Annotated in this window: 17 protein-coding genes and 1 pseudogene; 10 read left to right on the forward strand and 8 right to left on the reverse strand. The window is 72.0% G+C overall.

What is annotated here, in order from left to right:
• Window position 1: 1 nt before the first annotated feature.
• The 3 genes from ACSU6L_RS02955 to ACSU6L_RS02965 form a co-directional block, all read right to left on the reverse strand.
• Window positions 2-2,143, reverse strand: coding sequence for a putative bifunctional diguanylate cyclase/phosphodiesterase (locus ACSU6L_RS02955; RefSeq protein WP_437053215.1), 2,142 nt, complete (start codon window positions 2,141-2,143; stop codon window positions 2-4).
• Window positions 2,140-2,952 (reverse strand): SAM-dependent methyltransferase, encoded by an 813-nt coding sequence (locus tag ACSU6L_RS02960; protein ID WP_437053217.1) that lies wholly within the window; start codon window positions 2,950-2,952, stop codon window positions 2,140-2,142. Before ACSU6L_RS02960 ends, ACSU6L_RS02955 begins: the two co-directional genes overlap by 4 nt.
• Before the next feature lie 374 nt (window positions 2,953-3,326).
• The gene (locus tag ACSU6L_RS02965) at window positions 3,327-4,301 is read right to left on the reverse strand and encodes an SCO0930 family lipoprotein (RefSeq protein ID WP_437053219.1); all 975 of its coding nucleotides are present in this window, start codon (window positions 4,299-4,301) and stop codon (window positions 3,327-3,329) included.
• 695 nt (window positions 4,302-4,996) lie between these two features.
• Here ACSU6L_RS02965 and ACSU6L_RS02970 point away from each other — a divergent pair.
• Window positions 4,997-5,125: a hypothetical protein gene (locus tag ACSU6L_RS02970; RefSeq protein WP_274535960.1), complete on the forward strand. Its 129-nt coding sequence runs from the start codon at window positions 4,997-4,999 to the stop codon at window positions 5,123-5,125.
• Between the two features lie 16 nt (window positions 5,126-5,141).
• Complete coding sequence (locus tag ACSU6L_RS02975; protein ID WP_437053221.1) at window positions 5,142-5,906, forward strand: DUF4239 domain-containing protein; 765 nt, start codon at window positions 5,142-5,144, stop codon at window positions 5,904-5,906.
• A gap of 59 nt (window positions 5,907-5,965) precedes the next feature.
• Here the strand turns inward: ACSU6L_RS02975 and ACSU6L_RS02980 are convergent.
• Window positions 5,966-6,367 (reverse strand): annotated as a pseudogene (locus ACSU6L_RS02980) (hypothetical protein); the annotation flags it as partial.
• A 9-nt stretch (window positions 6,368-6,376) separates the two neighbouring features.
• Between ACSU6L_RS02980 and ACSU6L_RS02985 the strand changes: the two are divergent.
• Together ACSU6L_RS02985 and ACSU6L_RS02990 are read left to right on the forward strand one after the other, a co-directional pair.
• Complete coding sequence (locus ACSU6L_RS02985) at window positions 6,377-7,054, forward strand: hypothetical protein (protein WP_437065240.1); 678 nt, start codon at window positions 6,377-6,379, stop codon at window positions 7,052-7,054.
• A 343-nt stretch (window positions 7,055-7,397) separates the two neighbouring features.
• Window positions 7,398-8,069, forward strand: a complete 672-nt coding sequence (locus ACSU6L_RS02990; RefSeq protein ID WP_437053223.1) for a class F sortase — start codon at window positions 7,398-7,400, stop codon at window positions 8,067-8,069.
• Between the two features lie 33 nt (window positions 8,070-8,102).
• Here ACSU6L_RS02990 and ACSU6L_RS02995 read toward each other — a convergent pair whose 3' ends face one another.
• On the reverse strand, window positions 8,103-8,939 hold the full coding sequence (locus tag ACSU6L_RS02995; protein WP_437053225.1) for a polysaccharide deacetylase family protein: 837 nt from the start codon (window positions 8,937-8,939) through the stop codon (window positions 8,103-8,105).
• A gap of 188 nt (window positions 8,940-9,127) precedes the next feature.
• On the opposite strand from ACSU6L_RS02995, the gene ACSU6L_RS03000 reads away from it, so the two are divergent.
• Window positions 9,128-9,589, forward strand: coding sequence for a universal stress protein (locus tag ACSU6L_RS03000; RefSeq protein WP_437053227.1), 462 nt, complete (start codon window positions 9,128-9,130; stop codon window positions 9,587-9,589).
• A gap of 95 nt (window positions 9,590-9,684) precedes the next feature.
• Window positions 9,685-11,097: an amino acid permease gene (locus ACSU6L_RS03005; protein WP_437053229.1), complete on the forward strand. Its 1,413-nt coding sequence runs from the start codon at window positions 9,685-9,687 to the stop codon at window positions 11,095-11,097.
• Here the strand turns inward: ACSU6L_RS03005 and ACSU6L_RS03010 are convergent.
• Window positions 11,094-11,909 (reverse strand): alpha/beta fold hydrolase, encoded by an 816-nt coding sequence (locus ACSU6L_RS03010; RefSeq protein ID WP_437053231.1) that lies wholly within the window; start codon window positions 11,907-11,909, stop codon window positions 11,094-11,096. The genes ACSU6L_RS03005 and ACSU6L_RS03010 overlap by 4 nt on opposite strands.
• A gap of 57 nt (window positions 11,910-11,966) precedes the next feature.
• On the opposite strand from ACSU6L_RS03010, the gene ACSU6L_RS03015 reads away from it, so the two are divergent.
• Complete coding sequence (locus ACSU6L_RS03015) at window positions 11,967-12,440, forward strand: MarR family winged helix-turn-helix transcriptional regulator (protein WP_437053233.1); 474 nt, start codon at window positions 11,967-11,969, stop codon at window positions 12,438-12,440.
• A gap of 19 nt (window positions 12,441-12,459) precedes the next feature.
• On the opposite strand, the gene ACSU6L_RS03020 is transcribed toward ACSU6L_RS03015, so the two are convergent.
• A complete protein-coding gene (locus ACSU6L_RS03020; RefSeq protein ID WP_437064738.1) occupies window positions 12,460-13,626 on the reverse strand; it encodes a CapA family protein in 1,167 nt (388 codons plus the stop codon).
• Window positions 13,627-13,837: 211 nt separating this feature from the next.
• On the opposite strand from ACSU6L_RS03020, the gene ACSU6L_RS03025 reads away from it, so the two are divergent.
• The 3 genes from ACSU6L_RS03025 (at window position 13,838) to ACSU6L_RS03035 (ending at window position 15,875) form a co-directional block, all read left to right on the forward strand.
• Entirely contained in the window at window positions 13,838-14,386 is a 549-nt protein-coding gene (locus tag ACSU6L_RS03025) for a sigma-70 family RNA polymerase sigma factor (protein WP_073940150.1), read from the forward strand.
• A gap of 147 nt (window positions 14,387-14,533) precedes the next feature.
• The gene (locus ACSU6L_RS03030) at window positions 14,534-15,049 is read left to right on the forward strand and encodes a hypothetical protein (protein ID WP_437053235.1); all 516 of its coding nucleotides are present in this window, start codon (window positions 14,534-14,536) and stop codon (window positions 15,047-15,049) included.
• A 163-nt stretch (window positions 15,050-15,212) separates the two neighbouring features.
• Window positions 15,213-15,875, forward strand: coding sequence for a zf-HC2 domain-containing protein (locus ACSU6L_RS03035; protein ID WP_437053237.1), 663 nt, complete (start codon window positions 15,213-15,215; stop codon window positions 15,873-15,875).
• Here ACSU6L_RS03035 and ACSU6L_RS03040 read toward each other — a convergent pair.
• On the reverse strand, window positions 15,821-16,720 hold the full coding sequence (locus ACSU6L_RS03040) for a SigB/SigF/SigG family RNA polymerase sigma factor (protein WP_437053238.1): 900 nt from the start codon (window positions 16,718-16,720) through the stop codon (window positions 15,821-15,823). The genes ACSU6L_RS03035 and ACSU6L_RS03040 overlap by 55 nt on opposite strands.
• Between the last annotated feature and the right edge of the window lie 73 nt (window positions 16,721-16,793).

The following is a 16,793-nucleotide window of genomic DNA, read 5'->3' on the forward strand; positions in this document are numbered from 1 at the left end:
CTCACCCCGCCGCGTCCGCCAGCGCCAGCTCGTGGAGGCGCTCCGGGGGGCCGGGGCGAGCGTAGTACCAGCCCTGGGCCGTGTCACAGCCGAGTATGCGGAGCTGGTCGGCCTGGGCGCCCGTCTCCACACCCTCGACCGTGACCGCGAGGTCCAGGCTGTGGGCGAGGGAAACGATCCCCTCGACGATCTTCAGGTCGACGGGGTCGGCGGGGAACTGCTGCATGCCCTGGGTGAACGAGCGGTCCAGCTTGAGGATGCTCACCGGCAGTCGGCGCAGGTTGGCGAGATTGGAGTAGCCGGTGCCGAAGTCGTCCAGGGCGATGTCCACGCCCATCTCGGCGAGCCGGCGCAGCGGCTTGAGGAGATCGTCGTCGGCGCCGATCAGGGCGGACTCGGTGACCTCCAGGCACAGCGCGTCGGGGTCGACGCCCGCCGCCTCCAGGATGTCGACGGTGTCCTGGACCAGGCCGGGATGGGTGAGCTGGCAGGGCGAGAGGTTGACGTTGATGCGCAGGGGCGCCGTCGAGGTGGCGGCGTAGCGTTCGCGCCACTCCTTGGCCTGCCGTACCGACTGCTCCAGCACCCAGCGGCCGAGCGGGACGATCAGGCCGGTGTGCTCGGCGAGCGGGATGAACCTGTCGGGGCCGAGCACGCCGTGCTGCGGGTGCAGCCAGCGCACCAGCGCCTCGGCGCCGCGCACGCTGCCGTCGCCGAGGTGGACCAGCGGCTGGTACTCGATGAAGAACTCGCCGCGCTCCAGCGCGGTGGGCAGCGCGGTGGTGAGGCCGTGCCGGGTGATGGCGCGGGCGTCGGCCTCGGCGTCGGCCAGCTCGGAGCGGTTGCCGCCCGCCGACTTCGCCCGGTACATGGTGATGTCGGCGCTGCGCAGTACCTCCGCCGCGCTGCGCTCCCCCGCCGGGCCCTCGACGATGCCGATGCTGCCGCGCACGGTGAGCTCACGGCCGTCGACACTGACGGGCGCCACCAGCGCGTTCATGATCCGGGCGGCCAGTTCGTCGACCTCGCGCTCGGTGTCGGGGCCGGTGGTCAGCGCCACGAACTCGTCGCCGCCGAGCCGGGCGACCATCTCGCCGGGCGCGGCGGTGCAGGCCTGCAGCCGGTCGGCGACCTCGACGAGCAGCCGGTCGCCGGCCGCGTGACCGAGGCTGTCGTTGATGGTCTTGAACCCGTCGAGGTCGAGGTAGCAGAGCCCGAAGCGCTGGCCGGGGCCCGCGTTCAGGGCCTTCTCCAGGCGCTCGAAGAACAGCGTGCGGTTGGGCAGGCCGGTGAGGGCGTCGTGGGTGGCCTCGTAGCGCAGCCGCAGATTGAGCAGCCGGCGCTCGGTGGTGTCCTCCATGAGGGCGAGCTGGTATTGCGGGCGGCCGTCGGGGTCACGCAGCAGGGAGACCGTGAGGTTGGTCCACAGGACCGTTCCGTCGGGGCGGTAGAAGGCCTTCTCCACGTGGTAGTGCTCGCGCTCGCCGCGCACCAGCTCCTCGTAGAGCCGCCACACCTGGGGGGCGTCCTCGGCGTGCGTCCACTCGCGGACGTTGCGCCCGCGCACGTTCTGCTCGCCGCCGCCGAACATCCGCAGCAGGGCACCGTTGACCTGCAGGACGTTGCCGTCCAGGTCGGCGATGCCGATCCCTATCGCCGCGCCCTCGAACACCGCGCGGAAACGGGCCTCGCTGGCGTGCAGCGCCTGGGCGACGACGCCCTGGGCGCGCAGCGCGGCCTGCGCGATCGACTCCTGCTCGGCGAGGGTGCGTTCGCGCAGCGCCTGGGCGAACCCGGCGGCCATGGCGTGCTGGAGCCGCGCCGACCGGGCGCGCAGGTCCTCCTGGTCGCCGCCCTCGCCGCAGTAGAGCACCAGGTAGGCGTCCACGCAGTCCAGGGTGCGGCTCAGCGACTCGGGGTCGGTGCAGTGCGCGCCGACCAGCCCGGCGCCGACGGCCCGGCCCTCCGCCGCGTCGAAGGTCCTGGCCCGCAGCGCCCGGCTCAACCGCCGCGCCAGCGGCAGCAGTTGCTCCTCGAACTCCGGCCGGGTCAGGGACGTCACGGTCACCGGGAAGACCGCCCGGCTCCAGATCGTGGCGAACCGGCGCAGTCTGTCCTCCGGCGCGTCCGGCTCCGCGCTCACGCCGTACGCCCCACGCCCGCGAAACCGGCGAAGGCATACGGATCCTCGTCCTCCGGTGCGGTGTCCGGCCGCCAGTGCGGCATCGGCACCAGTCCGGGTTCCACCATGTCGTACCCCTCGAAGAACCGCGCGATCTCGTCGCGCGAGCGCATGATCAGCGGGTTGCGAATGTCCTTGTATACGTCCACCGCACCGTCGGCCCGCTCCGGTGGCAGCGGGATTCCCTCGTACGAGGCATGCGTGAGCACCAGCATGCTGCCGGGCGCCAGCGCTTCGCTCAACTGCGCCACCGCCGTGTACGGGTCGTCCGCGTCCTCCACGAAGTGCAGTATGGCAACGAGGAGCAGGGCCACCGGACGGTTCAGGTCCAGCAGCCGTTCCACCTGGGGGCTCGTCAGGATGTCCTGCGGCTTGCGCAGGTCCGCGGCGGCCACGTCCGCGTCCTCGTTGCCCTCCAGCACCGCCTGGCTGTGCGCGACGGCCACCGGGTCGTGGTCGACGTAGACGACCCGCGCGCCGGGGGCGGCCGCCTGGGCGACCTCGTGGACGTTGCCGAAGGTCGGGATGCCGGAGCCCACGTCCAGGAACTGGGTGACGCCCTGGTCCACGGCGTAGCGGACCGCGCGGCGCATGAACGCCCGGTTCGCCTGCATGATCTTGGGGAGACCCGGCATGAACTCCATGGCCCTGCGGGCCGCTTCCCGGTCGACCTCGAAGTTGTGCGAACCGCCCAGGTAGTAGTCGTAGATTCGCGAAACGCTCGGCACCGAGATGTCGATGCTCCGTGGGGCCCAGGCGGGACGCTCCATCTATCTCTCCAAGGCATAGGCGGTCCGGTGTTCGAGCTGAGGCTACTGATCGCCCGCCAACGGGGCGAGCCGAAACGGAAATTGACCATCCGTTCCCGGTCACTGCCTGCGGCACGTGCCGAATCGACGCCCGCAATCCTCTACGCCAGGTATCGAGGGCATTCCGGAGAGTTCCGATGCGTGGAGGGAAGAGGAGGGAAGAGGAGAGAAGGGCAGGGAAGGGGAGGGAAGAGCGGAAGAAGGCGGGTAGAAGCAGAAGAATGCCGAAGAGTACCGGCGAATGACGGCAAACCGGCCACCGGGAACGGGTCCGCCCCCTGCCAGGGGAGCGGCAGGGGGCGGAGACGGGACACGCGGGTCACTGTGCGGGGTGGCTACTCCTTCTCGGGCGCGCCGATCGGCTTTCCGTCGGGCGCCACGGCGTACCAGGTGCCGCCCACGCCCTGTCCGTTGGTGTCACCCGGTGCGTTGTCACCGCTGAAGGTGTAGATGGGCCAGCAGTTGACCGTCTGCTGCTTGGTCCCGTCCGGGCGGGTGAAGCTCATCAGTCCCTTCTTCTGCACCCCCTTCGTGTCGTCGGCGGCGACCGGCGCGACGACCGGCCAGTTCTCCAGGCAGGCGCCGGTGCAGTTGGAGACCGGCTCGGGCCAGGCCTCGTCCTTCATGAAGCGGTAGACCGTCATGCCGTTCTTGTCGACGACGATCTCCCCGAGCTTGGGGTCCTTGCGGGTGGACAGCCCCGGCAGGTCGGCGAGAGCGGCCTTCTTGCCGTCGGGCGCGAGCGCGTACCAGGTGCCGCCGACGCCCTGCCCGTTGGTGTCGCCCGCGTTGACGTCCTTGGCGTAGCGGTACGCCGGCCAGCCGCCGACCGTGAGCTGCTTGGTGCCGTCGGCGCGGGTGACCTCGCCGAGCAGCTTCTTGTCGATGCCGGCGCCGGCCGACGCGTCGTCCGCGGGGACCGGGGGCCAGGCGGTGGCGCAGTCGCCGTCGCAGTTGGACTTGGCGGGGTCTGCGGTGTCCTTGTCGAAGCGGTACAGGGTGCGGCCGTCGGCGTCGGTGAGGACGTTGCCGAGTTCCGCGTTCACGGAGACGCCGAGCTTGCCGGCTGGGGCCGACTCGGCGGCGGCGTTCTGCTCGTCCTTCGCGCCGGCGCCGACGTCGGCACCCGCTTCCGCACCGGCGCCGCTGTTCCCGATGCCCGTGCCGCCGTAGCCGCCGGCCGCGGCCGTGGCGCCGACGTTCTGACTGGCCGGCTGGGTACCTCCGCCGTCCTGGCCGCACGCCGTCGTCAACGCCAGCACAGCCACGGCACCCGCCGCGAGTGAGGCGCTCCGCCAGGAGGTCTTCATCGTCAACTCCCCATGTCAACAAGCCAGTTGCCGTGACAGCGCCTTGCTGCGCCGCCGCTCGACAGGAGGTACGGGCGAAGGTGTGGGCGTGTTCAACGGGTGCCGGGATTTCTTTGCCGGGGACGTCCGGGACGACCGCGGACGTTCAAACGCGCGAGCGGTCGATTCGCTCCTTCGGGGCAATCCCCCCGGTATGCCCGCGTGTCGGCGCCGACACAGGCCTCATGATCTTCGGCGTGCATGGATCCGAACCGACCCATCTCCCCGCTGCCGCAAGGGTGTTGACGCTCACGGCGCTGACGTGGGCGCTCGTCGGCGCACCGGCCGGCGTCGCGGTCGCCGACTCCTGCGCCTGGTCCTCGACCGGGCCGGGCGGCACGGTGGCGGTGTCGGTCGCGGGAAGTCTCACGTGCCCGACACCGACGCCCACCCCGACGCCCACCCCGACCCCCACACCCACTCCGACCCCCGAGCCTCCACCGAAGCCGATCCCCAAGCCCTCTCCCCCACCGCCCCCGAAACCCACCCCGACCCCCACACCGGAGCCCGAGCCGCCGCCTCCGCCGCCCCCGCCACCGGCCCCCCGGCCCGCGCCTCCCCACCCCGTCCCGCCGCCGGCCCCCGCACCGTCTCCTCCGCCCGCCCCGACCCCGAAGCCCTCGCCGACGCCCACCCCGCGCCCCTCCGCGACTCCGGTGAGCTACCCGGAGTACCGCACGCCGCCGCGTCCGCGGCAGACCCGGCACGCTCCCTCGCCGGTCACCTACGTCCTGCTCATCACCGCCCCCGCGGTGGTCGCCGTCGCCGCGCTGCGTCCGCGCTGATCCCTGGAGGAATCCGTTGCCGGAATGGCTTGTTCTCACCCTCGCGATGCTGGCCGCCTGTGCCGTGGTCGTCGCCATCACCCTGCTGCGGCACCGCACCGCCGACGACGACGAGGACCCCAGCGAGACCCCGGACGTCATCGAGTACATGACGATGTGGATCGGTGTGGTCTACGCCATCGTCCTCGGCCTGGCCATCGCCGGTGTCTGGGAGGCGCGGGGTGTCGCCGAGGACCACGTCCGCGCCGAGGCCCAGGCGCTGCACGAGATCTCGGAGCGGGTACGGGTCTATCCGCCCGACGTCCGCGACCGCATCCGGGAGGATGTCAACACCTACGTCGGACACGTCGTCACCACCGAGTGGAAGGCGATGGCCGACCGCGGTGAGGTCACCGAGCGCGGCACCCGGCTGATGGACCGCATCCGCACCGACGTCACGGACTACCAGCCGAAGAACGACTTCGAGGCCCAGGCCTACCAGCCGCTCATGGACCAGGTCACCGCCGCCGACCAGGCCCGCAACGCCCGCGCGAGCTCGACGGGGGCGACCATGCCGGGCGTGGTGTGGTTCGGTCTGGTCGTCGGAGCCGTGATCACCGTCGGGATGGTCCTCGCCCTGCAGATCCGGCGCACCCCCCGGGAACTGATCCTCGCCGGGCTGTTCTCGGCACTGATCGCCTTCCTGCTCTTCCTCATCTGGGACTTCGACGCGCCGTACAGCCGGGGCATCACGGCCACGGCGGATCCGTTCCTGGAGCTCTTCCCCGGCGTCAAGGGCTGACGGCCCCCGCCGCCGACGACGCCGGGCCGGCCCGCGCCCGGCCGCGCAGGCCTTCCGGGTCAGATCCGCTTCTCGGAACGGCGCCGCAGCCAGAACACCCCGCCGCCGATGACGGCCGCGCCGACCAGACCGCCGCCGATGGCCATGTCGGCCGTCGTGGCACCGGAGGAGACGCTGCCGCCGACACCACCGCGGACACCGCCGAGGACGGTGAAGGCGGCCGGGCGGGTCAGGGTCTTGCCGGAGCAGTGGACCGTGATGTCGTAGGAGCCGGGGCGGGCGTCGTCGTGGATGGTGGCGGTGCCCCGGGCCGTCTCGTTGCCGCCGCGGCTCGCGCTGAGGTTGGTGGTCGGGAACGCGTTCGAGGTGGCGGTGCCGCCGCGGGGGCAGCCGTCGACGCTGATCGTGAGCTGTCCGCCGGGGGCGATCACGCTGGGCAGCGCGATGATGTTGCTCGGGGAGTCGCCGTGGTGGCCGTTGCCACCCTGGTTGCCGTTCCCGCCCTGGTTGCCGTTGCCGCCCTGGTTGCCGTTGCCGCCCTGGCCATTGCCGTGCCCGTTGCCGCCCTGGCCGTTCCCGCCTTGGCCGTTCCCGTTCCCCCCCTGCCCGTTGCCACGGCCGTTGCCGCCCTGGCCGTTCCCGCCCTGACCGTTGCCGTTCTGGTCGCCGCGGCCTCCCTGACCGTTGCCCCCTTGCCCATTGCCACCCTGGCCGTTCCCGCCCTGACCATTGCCGTTCTGGTCGCCGCGGCCTCCCTGACCGTTGCCCCCTTGCCCATTGCCACCCTGGCCGTTGCCGTTCTGGCCATTGCCGCCTTGGCCGTTGCCGCCCTGGCCATTGCCCCACTGCCCGTTGCCACCCTGACCGTCACCCCCCTGCCCGTTGCCGCCCTGACCATTGCCGTTCTGGCCATTGCCGCCCTGCCCGTCACCTCCCTGACCGTTGTCGCCCTGACCGTTCCCCCACTGGTTGAAGCCCTGGCCCTGGCCCTGCTCGCCATTGCCACCCTGATCGAAGCCCTGGTTGCCAATGCCATTGCCATTGCCATTGCCGTTTCCGTTGCCGCCCGGGCCGTCCCAAGCGACGGCCGAGGGGGCGGAGACGACGAGGGCGGCGACCGCGGCGGCGGACACCGCCAGGGCACGTGACTTACGCATGTGATCCTCCGCAGAAGACGCCCCGGAGTCCGTCCCCGGTCGATCGGCGAGAAAGCGCCTCCGGAACGACCCTCAGTTGCGCTGCGCCCGCCCGCATTTCGGCGATGGTCCGTCCTGGTGAGGCAACACGCCGGGCGAAAACCGCACAATCGGATATTGCCGCAGGTCACGGACCGGCAGAATTTTCCTGGTCACGGCAACTCGGATGGCCGCACCCGCCCTTCTCCCGGCCCACCCGTTCGCCTCCGCCCCGTCGCCGGTTTCGCACGCGGCATTTAGCGTTCTGGTATGCGCGAATTGACGCGGCGACGGCCGCGTCGAAAGGGGATGGCGTATGTCTGCATCCGAGCTGTCCGAGCTGGCCGAAGAGGAGGAGCGGCGGAGGAGGCGCGCCCCCTGGGGCGTGATAGCGCTGGTTCTGCTGACCGGTCTCGCGCTCATTCGAAACGGTTCGGGCGAGTTCGACGTGGGCCCGCCCCAGCCCGCGTCGGCGGCCGCGGCAGACGGCTCCGCCGCCTCCGGCACCTTCGGTGAGGCCGCGCAACCGCTTCCGTTCGCGGTGCCGGACCGGGTCAGGATTCCGTCGATCCAGGTGGACGCGCCGGTGACGGCGGTCGGCCTGGACTCCGAGGGCTGGGTGGCGGCGCCGCCGGCGGAGAACCCGAATCTCGCCGGCTGGTTCACCGGCGCGGTCTCGCCCGGCGAGAAGGGCACGGCCGTCGTCGTCGGCCATGTGGACAACCAGCAGGGACCCGCCGTGTTCTACGGCCTGGGCGCATTGAAGAAGGGAAGTCACGTCGAGGTGGCGCGCCAGGACGGAAAGACGGCCGTGTTCGAGATCTACGGCGTCGAGGTGTTCGACAAGAACAATTTCCCCGGCGACCGGGTCTACGCCTCCAAGGGCGCCCCCGAACTGCGGGTCATCACCTGCGGGGGCGGTTTCTCCCAGCAGAGCGGCTACGACGGCAACGTGGTGGCCTTCGCCCGCCTGATCGAGGTCCGCTGAACGGGCCCCGACCCGGCGGGCGGCGGCACGCCGTCACACCTGGTGCCTGCGCGGCACGGTGATGTGGTAGCCGGCGTCCAGCAGCTCCGGCAGGTACGAACGCAGGGCCCGCACACTCTGCGAACGGTCGCCTCCGGCGTCGTGCGAGAGCACCACCACCCCGGGGGCGGCGCCGTTCTCCACGCGGTCGACGATGACGCGGGTGCCGGGCTCGGTCCAGTCGAGGGTGTCGACGGTCCAGGCGAGGGGTTCCATGCCCAGCTCGGCGCCGAGCCGGAAGACCGTCCGGTTCCAGGCGCCGTAGGGCGCGCGGAACCAGCTGGGCCATTCCCCGCAGGCCTCCTCCACGATCTCGCAGGTGCGTTCCATCTCGGAGCGGATACGGGCGCGGGTGAGGTCGGTGAGCAGGGGATGGGACCAGGTGTGGTTGCCGACGACATGCCCCTCGTCGGCCATCCGTCCGAGCAGGTCGGGGAAGGCCTCGACCATCTCGCCGCAGACGAAGAACATCGCGCGGACGTCGTAGGCGCCGAGGGTGTCCAGGATCTCCGGGGTGTAGCGGGGGTCCGGGCCGTCGTCGAAGGTCAGCACCATGGCGCGGCCGAGGCCGGACACGCTGAGCAGCGGCTCGCGCCGTACCGGGGTACGGCCGGGCACGGCACGTGGCGGGCCGTGGCCGGTCAGCGGCTGGAGCCGGTTGGAGGAGGGCTTGAGCGGGCGGTGGGCCTGCGGTCCCGCGGCGGGGGCGGCGGAGCGGACCGTCTCCTCGCCCGAGCCGAGGGTGAGCAGTCCGGCGGTGCCGGCCGCGCCCACGGCGGCGGTACCGGCGAGCAGCACCTTCCGTCGGGTGAACAACTGATCCTTTTTCATGACTGATCAGTCACCCGCTCGGGCCCCGGCGCACCCCGGTGACACCGGTGCGGCGGCACGACTCCACCCGTGCGGGTCATGACGCGCCGGCAGCGCGGTTCGGCGGCGGTTCGCGGGCGGCGAGCGGCCGGCGACCGGCGGCCGACGGCCGCCACGGTGGGAATCACCCGTTCCGATAGCCTCGGGCCGTGACGGAACAGCACTCGCACCAGTTCGAACGGGGCACGGACGGGCCCAAGGTCATCCTGGTCGGCGTGGACGGCTCGGACTCCTCGCTGCGGGCCGCGGCCTACGCGGGCGGTCTCGCCCGGCGGCAGCGGGCGCTGCTCGCCGTGGTGTACGTGCAGCCGGTGATGGCGGCGGGTGCGATGCTCGGCGCACCGGTCGCCGACACGGCCGAGGAGATCGCCGAGGACCTGGTGGCGCAGATCAGGGACGCGGCCGAACGGGCCAAGGGGATATTCGAGGTGCGGTGGGAGTTCCACACGTTCCGCGGCGACCCGTACAACGGCCTGGTGAAGGCCGCGGACGACCTCAAGGCGGACGCGGTGGTGGTCGGCGCCTCGGAGCAGGCCGGGCACCGGATCGTCGGCTCGGTCGCGGTGCGGCTGGTGAAGGCGGGGCGGTGGCCGGTGACGGTGGTGCCGTAACCGGTCCTCTCCGTGCGTGGCGCCTTCCTTAGGGTCCTCCGCTGAGCCATCATGATCCGCCGTCAGCCGTTGCCGATCGTGAAGAGGTGAGGCGCATGGCCAGGCTCCGGACGGGTGAAGGGGTTCTCCGGCGCAAACCCATCGAACACATCGAGGAGACGGAAGTCAGTGAGGGCACCCGGCTCGAACGGACACTCGGGCTGACCCAGCTGACCGCGATCGGCGTCGGCGGCATCATCGGCGCGGGCATCTTCACGCTCGCGGGCACGGTGGCCAACGGGACGGCGGGACCGGCGGTCGTCATCTCCTTCCTCATCGCCGGCGTGGCGAGCGCCGCGGCGGCGCTGTCGTACGCGGAGTTCGCGGGCCTGATCCCGAAGGCGGGCTCCGCGTACACCTACGGCTACGCGGTGCTGGGCGAGCTGGCGGGCTGGTTCATCGGCTGGGACCTGCTGCTGGAGTACACGGCGATCGTGGCGGTGGTCGCGATCGGCATCTCCGGCTACTTCAGCTTCCTGGTCGGGGAGACGGGCGCCGAACTGCCGGCCTGGATGCTGGGCGCGCCCGGCACCGGCGAAGGCCACCGCGTCGACCTGTTCGCGGCGGTGCTGTGTCTGCTGATCGCGTACCTGCTGAACCTCGGCATCAAGAACGCGGCACGCTTCGAGACGGTGGTCGTCGTACTGAAGGTGCTGGTGGTGCTGCTGGTCATCGGCGTCGGCGTGTTCCACATCAACACCGACAACTACGAACCGTTCTTCCCGTACGGGATCAGCGGGGCGTTCACCGGCGCGGCGACCGTGTTCTTCGCGGTGTTCGGGTACGACGCGATGTCGACCGCGGCCGAGGAGTCGAAGGACGCCCAGCGGCACATGCCGAAGGCGATCATCTACTCGCTGGTGATCTCGATGGTGCTGTACGTGGCGGCCTGTCTGGTGCTGACCGGTATGCAGAACTACACCGAGATCGACCCGGAGAGCGGCTTCTCCACCGCGTTCAAGTCGGTGGGACTGACCGGGCTGGCGGACGTGATCGCGGTGGGCGCCATCATCGGCATCCTCACCGTGATGTTCACGTTCATGCTGGGTGTGACCCGGGTCTGGTTCGCCATGTCGCGCGACGGGCTGCTCCCGACGTGGTTCGCCAAGACGCACCCGACGCGGCACGTCCCGACCCGGGTGACCTGGATCGTCGGCGTGGCGTCGGCCGCCATCGCCGGGTTCCTGCCGATCGGTGAGGCGGCCGAGCTGACCAACATCGGGATCCTGCTGGCCTTCGTGGTGGTGTGCGTGGCGGTGATCGTGCTGCGCTACCGGCAGCCGGACCTGCCGCGCACCTTCCGGACGCCGTGGATGCCGTTCGTGCCGGCCGTGGGCGTCGTCTTCTCGATCTGGCTGATCACGTTCCTGCAGTGGCAGACGTGGCTGCGGTTCGCCGTGTGGTTCGCGGTGGGTCTGGTGGTCTACTTCGCCTACTCGTACCGGCATTCGAAGCTGGCGCGGCGTTAGAGCGTCCGCAGGAACTCCGAGACCAGCGCGTTGTAGACGTCCGGGCGTTCCATGCCGGGGTAGTGCGCCGCCCCGTCGACCGTGACCGCGCGGGCTCCGGGGACGCTGCGCACCAGGCGGTCCGCCATGCGGTGGTGGTCGTCGGAGTCGAGGCCGCCGTGCACGGCGAGCACCGGGACGTCGATCTTCGCGACGCGGGCCCAGGTGTCCTGGACCGGCACGCGGTGGTCCGGTTCGCCGGCGGTGTGCTTGGTGATCGTCGCCAGGGCCATCTCGCGCTGGCGGCGTACGACCTCGGGGTCGACGTCCGCCATCCGCCGGTGCGGTCCGGGGACGAACCGCAGGAAGGCCGCCAGCCAGCCCTCGACGTCCCCGGCGGCGAGCGCCCGCTCCCAGTCGGCGAGGACGGCCGTGGTCCACGGGTCCCGGAAGTCGGGCTCGCTGGTGCCCGCGCCGGTGACGACCAGGGCACGGACCAGGTCCGGGTGTTCGAGGGCGGTGTCCACGGCGATGCCCGCACCCATGGAGACCCCGACGAGGACCGCGGGGCCGGTGTCGAGGTGGCGCAGGAGGGCGGCGAGGTCGTCGGTCTGCCGGAACGGGCGGGTGGCGTTGGCGGAGGCGCCGTGGCCGCGGGTGTCGGGGGCGATGACGCGATGGGTCGCCGCGAACGCCGGTACCTGGTCGTCCCACATCCGGTGGTCGAGGAAGCCGCCGTGCAGCAGGACGAGCGGCGGGCCGGTGCCGGCCGCGCGATGGACGAGGTTGCCGTCGTCGGTCGGGAAGTGATGGAGCTCCGGAGCAGCAAACATGACAACCAAGGTGTCATAATCACCGCAGCTTGACAACCGAGGTGTCATGATGGGGCCGTGACCGAAACAGATCAGCCGCTCGGCCCCGACGAACTCGCCGACCGGCTCACCGAGGTTTTCGCCCTCGTCGGCCCGCTGTACCGGCGGGTGCAGCGCAAGGTGGAGCAGGCCGAGCCCTACGAGGGGCTGTCCGTCGGCGTCCGGGCCGTCCTGGACCTGCTGCGCGGGCACGGCCCGATGACGGTGCCGCAGATGGGCCGCGCGCAGGCGCTCAGCCGGCAGTTCGTGCAGCGCATGGTCAACCAGGCGGCGGAGCACGGGCTGGTGGAGAGCGTGCCGAACCCGGCACACCAGCGGTCGCCGCTGATCCGGCTGACGGGGGAGGGCCGCGCGCGCATCACCGCCGCCGTCGCCCGGGAGCGGGCCGTGCTGCGCGAGGTCGGCGGCGGTCTGACGGACGCGGAGCTGACGGCCTGCCTGCGGGTGCTCAGGGAGATGGTGCGCACCTTCGACCACGTGGACGTCGACTGACGCGGCCCGCGGTCACGCCCTACTCCCCCATCACCAGCCCGTCCTCGGCCGCGCCCCGGCTCAGCACCACCTGGCGGATCCGGTCGAGCACCCCGCGCATGTCCGCCCCGTGGGCGATCGCCCGGTTGAGGTCGACCGTGCGGCCCGCGTCGATGTCGAACAGCTGGGGGACGAACTCGGCCTTGGTCACCCGCCACCGCTCGCCGGGCCGGGCGGGCGGGGCGAAGGTGAAGCGGCCCAGCGTCGACCGGTTGCCGCGCGGGTCGGCGACGCCCGAGCGGTTCTTCGGCTGTCCGGGGATCTGATCGCCCAGGCCGTAGACCACCCAGGTGCCGTTGACCTTCTCGTAGGCCTGCGGGACATGGGCGTGGGTGCCGAGGACCAGGTCGATGTCGGGGCGGCCGCGGGTGGCCGCGGCGGTGAGCTTCTCGGCCAGGGCGAGTTGCCTCCGGTCGGGCTCGTCCTGCCATTCGGTGCCCCAGTGCAGGGAGACGACGACCACGTCGGCGCCGGCCTGCCGGGCGGCCCGCGCGTCGGCGAGGACGCGCTTCTCGTCGATCAGGTTGACCGCCCACGGCTGTCCGGGCGGCGTCGAGCGGCCGTCGGTCCCCTGGGTGTAGGCGAGGTGGGCGACCTTCGCCGCGCCCGCCTGGAGGAGGTCGACGGCCCGCGCCTCGGCCTCGGCGCGGGCCGTGCCCGTGTGCCGTACGCCCGCGCGGTCGAGGGCGTCCAGGGTTCGCGTGATGCCCAGGGCGCCGTCGTCGAGGCTGTGGTTCGAGGCGGTCGAGCAGCCGTCGTAGCCGGTGGCGGCGAGGGCCTGGGCGACCTGGGGCGGGGACCTGAAGGCGGGGTGGCCCGAGTAGTCGCCGTCCGCGCCGAACACGGTCTCCATGTGGCACAGGGCCAGATCGGCGTCGGCGACGACGGGGCGGATGCCGGAGAGCATCGGCGTGAAGTCGTACCCCCAGCCGCCCGCGTCGAAGCGCGCCCGGTCGACGATCCTGCCGTGCGGCAGGACGTCACCGGAGGCGACGAGGGTGAAGGCGCGGGAGTCGGCGACGGACGGCGCGAGGGGGCCCGGCCGGGCGTCCTGTCCGTGGTACTGGGCCTGGCAGGCGGCGGCTGCGGCGAGAAGGGCCGTCAGGGCGAGGGCCACCTGCCGTCGGCGTGCGATGCGTACGATCATCAGCTTCCCCAGTGCAGTCGTATCCACCCACAAATAGGTACGAAGCTGTACACGACGGCAAACAGCCCCGGGGGCCCCATTAACCCGTCCGGTGTGCGCGGCCGGACGCCTCGGACCGTTCGTCGAACCGTTCGTCGACGGGTTCGACCGTCCGCCGCAGATCCGTGTGTGTGCCCTGTCCCGCGGCGGCGCCCTGCGATGCCATACGGCCATGACGGCCGGAACCACCCTCACCCACGGGACGACGACCGCCGAGCACGAGCTCGCCGCGCTCCAGCGCGAGCACGGCCGGCCCCTCTTCGCGCTGCTGCTCCGGCTCTGCGACGGCGACCGGCAGCGCGCCGAGGACCTTGTCCAGGAGACGCTCGTACGCGCCTGGCAGCATCCCGAGGCGCTGCGCGCCGACGACTTCGACTCCGTACGGCCCTGGCTGCTCACGGTGGCCAGGCGGCTCGCGATCGACGCGCGGCGGGCCCGGCAGGCGCGGCCCGCCGAGGTCGGGGACGCGGTGCTGGAGAACGCGCGGGTGATCTCCGACCACGCCGAGCGGGCCGCAGCGATGCTCGATGTCCGCGAGGCTGTGAAGACACTCACTCCGGAACACCGTGAAGTCCTGGTGCTCGTGTACTTCCAGGGGGCAAGTGTGGCGGAAGCTGCGGAAACGCTGGGGATCCCGCCCGGTACCGTGAAGTCCCGCGCGTACTACGCGCTGCGCGCCCTGCGTCGGGTGCTACCGGGATACGCGCCCGACCTGCGGTGAAACCGAAGGCCGGGTCAAACCTCCGTAAAGCGCCTTGCCGACGACCCCTGTTGAGTAATCGGCTGTCCTCATCCGTGTTCCGGACGGGGACGATCCCCCGGGCCCGGGGTCGGGCGACGCGCACGCACCGGAGGAAGGCAGGAAGGGATGCTCCACAGAGGTCATCAGAGCACGGACGGCACCGACGGCGGAGAACTCACCGTCCCCATGGCCTGGTTGTACGCCGAGTACATCGCCGACGAACTGCTGCGGACCGGCGATCTCATGCCGCCGACGTCCTTCGAGTTCCGGGCGGGGCGGGACGCCCTGGCGCTCACCGTCTTCCTGTCCGACACCGGGGGCGAACTGCCCGGCATCCGGGTCATCTCCCAGCTGGACACCTGGCTGTCCCTGACCGCCTACGACCAGCCCTGGCAGGACTGGGTGCGCGAGCGGATGGCGCAGCTCGCCGCGGAGGCCGTCGAGGCGGGCGGGGACGCGCCGGACCTGGAGCTGGCCTCGGCGGCCTGGCGGTGGCTGGAGGAGACCGAACTGCTCGCCCCCGACCTGAACGCGGTACCGGGCGACGGAGCGACGGCCGGCGAGGACGACGGGCCGCAGGTCTGGACGCCGGCGTGGCAGCTGGGGCTGCCGCTGGGCCATCTCGCCATCCATCTCTTCTAGACGCCTCCGGGCGACTTTTTTTCCGATCGGACCAATCCCCGCGCCCGGCCGCTCCGAATCCCTGGGGCGATCGGGCCCGCGCCTTGAGTGATTCGGCCGCCGCGTGCGTACCGGTGGGTGCACGCAGTAACCCCACCCCCACCCAACGGCACGAGGATGCGGCATGAGGTCCCTGGAAAGGCATCGCGACGTCGGCGCGTACGCGCTCGGCGTGCTGGACGAGGCGGAGGCGTTCCGCTTCGAGAACCACCTCATGGAGTGCCCTCGCTGCACGGCACACGTCACCGAGTTCGGGCCCACCACCCGGCAGTTGATGCTCTACCGGCGGGCCACCCCGCGCTCGGTGCATCCGGCGGCCGGGCCCGGGCCGCGCCTGCTGGACCGGCTGCTCGGCGAGGTCCGGGTCCGCCACCGGGCGCGACGCCGGCGGTTGCTGTACGCGGTCGCCGCGTCTGTGGTGGCCGCGGTGGCCGGGCCCTGGATGGCGCTCGTGGCGCAGGGCGGGGACGGGGGCGGGGACGGGGCGCTGCGGATCGCGGCCACGGACGCCCGGTCCGGGGTGTGGGCGCAGGTCACCGCCGAGGACTCGGCGTCCGGCAGCCTGGTGGAGCTGAGGGTCGGGGACGGCGCGGGCCCCCGTACCTGCCGGCTAGTCGCCGTCGGCATGGACGGCGCGGAGGAGACCCTCGCGACCTGGAGCGTCGCCGCGCACGACGCCCGCCGCCACACCGTGCAGGCGTCGGCGGCCCGCCACCCCGACCAGATCGACCGCTACGAGGTGCGCACGGCGGCCGGGGACCGCCTGGTCGTGCTCGACCCGCCCTGACCGGCCCGGGATGCCGTCGGATCGCGTTCCTCCGGGTGCAGGGTCTCGTCGCGGAGGCGGGCGCAGGTCTGCGAGAGCAGCCGGGAGACGTGCATCTGGGAGATGCCCAGCCGCTCGGCCATGCGGTTCTGCGACCAGTCCTCGAAGTAGCGCAGGTAGAGGATGGCCCGCTCACGGCTGGGCAGGCGGCGTACGGCCTCCTTGACGCTCTCCCGGTCGACCACGAGCTGGAAGCCCCGGTCAGGCTCGCCCAGGAGGTCCGCCAGACTGGTGCCGTCGGCGTCCGTCTCCGCGTTCGAGGCGTCCAGGGACAGGGCGCTGTAGCTCTCCAGCGCCGCCACGCCCTCTTGGACCTCGTCCTCCGCGAGCCCGGTGTGCCGGGCCAGCTGCTCGACCGTGGGGCGGGGACTGCCCGGGGCGTTGGCCAGCTCCACCCAGGCGGCGCGCACCTTGTTGCGCAGGTCCTGCACTCGGCGCGGCACCCGCACGTCCCAGGTCCGGGCCCGGAAGTGACGCCGCAGCTCACCCCTGATGGCGGGGATCGCGAACGGCTCGAACGGGCCCCGCGCGGGATCGAACCGCCGGACCGCCTTCACCAGTCCCTCCGCGGCCACCTGCCGCAGGTCCTCCACGCTCTCCCCCTTGTTCCGGAACGGCTGGGCTATCCGGTACGCCATCGGCAGCCACGCCCGCAGGACCTCCTCCCGCACCCGGTCCCGCTCCGGCCCGTCCGGCAGCGTGACGAGCCGCAGGAAGCCGACGGCGGTGTCCGGGGAGTCGGGGTGGTGGCCGCGCACGACCTCGTGGGCGGAGCCGGCGGTCGGCGCGATGGCTTCGGTGGGCATGTGGGTGTCCTCGACGTCGCTCGGTCAGGTGTTCCGTCCCTGCTTGTGCCCCACATCACCCCCACCCTATTCA

It is taken from the genome of Streptomyces sp. enrichment culture, assembly GCF_964272855.1.
Taxonomy (GTDB): Bacteria; Actinomycetota; Actinomycetes; order Streptomycetales; family Streptomycetaceae; genus Streptomyces.

What these genes read in the sequence shown, in the direction of transcription:
- ACSU6L_RS02960 (WP_437053217.1), bottom strand. Translation starts at nt 2,952, where the DNA reads ATGGAGCGTCCCGCCTGGGCCCCACGGAGCATCGACATCTCGGTGCCG.
- ACSU6L_RS02965 (WP_437053219.1), bottom strand. Translation starts at nt 4,301, where the DNA reads ATGAAGACCTCCTGGCGGAGCGCCTCACTCGCGGCGGGTGCCGTGGCT.
- ACSU6L_RS02990 (WP_437053223.1), top strand. Translation starts at nt 7,398, where the DNA reads ATGTCTGCATCCGAGCTGTCCGAGCTGGCCGAAGAGGAGGAGCGGCGG.
- ACSU6L_RS02995 (WP_437053225.1), bottom strand. Translation starts at nt 8,939, where the DNA reads ATGAAAAAGGATCAGTTGTTCACCCGACGGAAGGTGCTGCTCGCCGGT.
- ACSU6L_RS03005 (WP_437053229.1), top strand. Translation starts at nt 9,685, where the DNA reads ATGGCCAGGCTCCGGACGGGTGAAGGGGTTCTCCGGCGCAAACCCATC.
- ACSU6L_RS03010 (WP_437053231.1), bottom strand. Translation starts at nt 11,909, where the DNA reads ATGTTTGCTGCTCCGGAGCTCCATCACTTCCCGACCGACGACGGCAAC.
- ACSU6L_RS03020 (WP_437064738.1), bottom strand. Translation starts at nt 13,626, where the DNA reads ATGATCGTACGCATCGCACGCCGACGGCAGGTGGCCCTCGCCCTGACG.
- ACSU6L_RS03025 (WP_073940150.1), top strand. Translation starts at nt 13,838, where the DNA reads ATGACGGCCGGAACCACCCTCACCCACGGGACGACGACCGCCGAGCAC.
- ACSU6L_RS03030 (WP_437053235.1), top strand. Translation starts at nt 14,534, where the DNA reads ATGCTCCACAGAGGTCATCAGAGCACGGACGGCACCGACGGCGGAGAA.
- ACSU6L_RS03035 (WP_437053237.1), top strand. Translation starts at nt 15,213, where the DNA reads ATGAGGTCCCTGGAAAGGCATCGCGACGTCGGCGCGTACGCGCTCGGC.
- ACSU6L_RS03040 (WP_437053238.1), bottom strand. Translation starts at nt 16,720, where the DNA reads ATGCCCACCGAAGCCATCGCGCCGACCGCCGGCTCCGCCCACGAGGTC.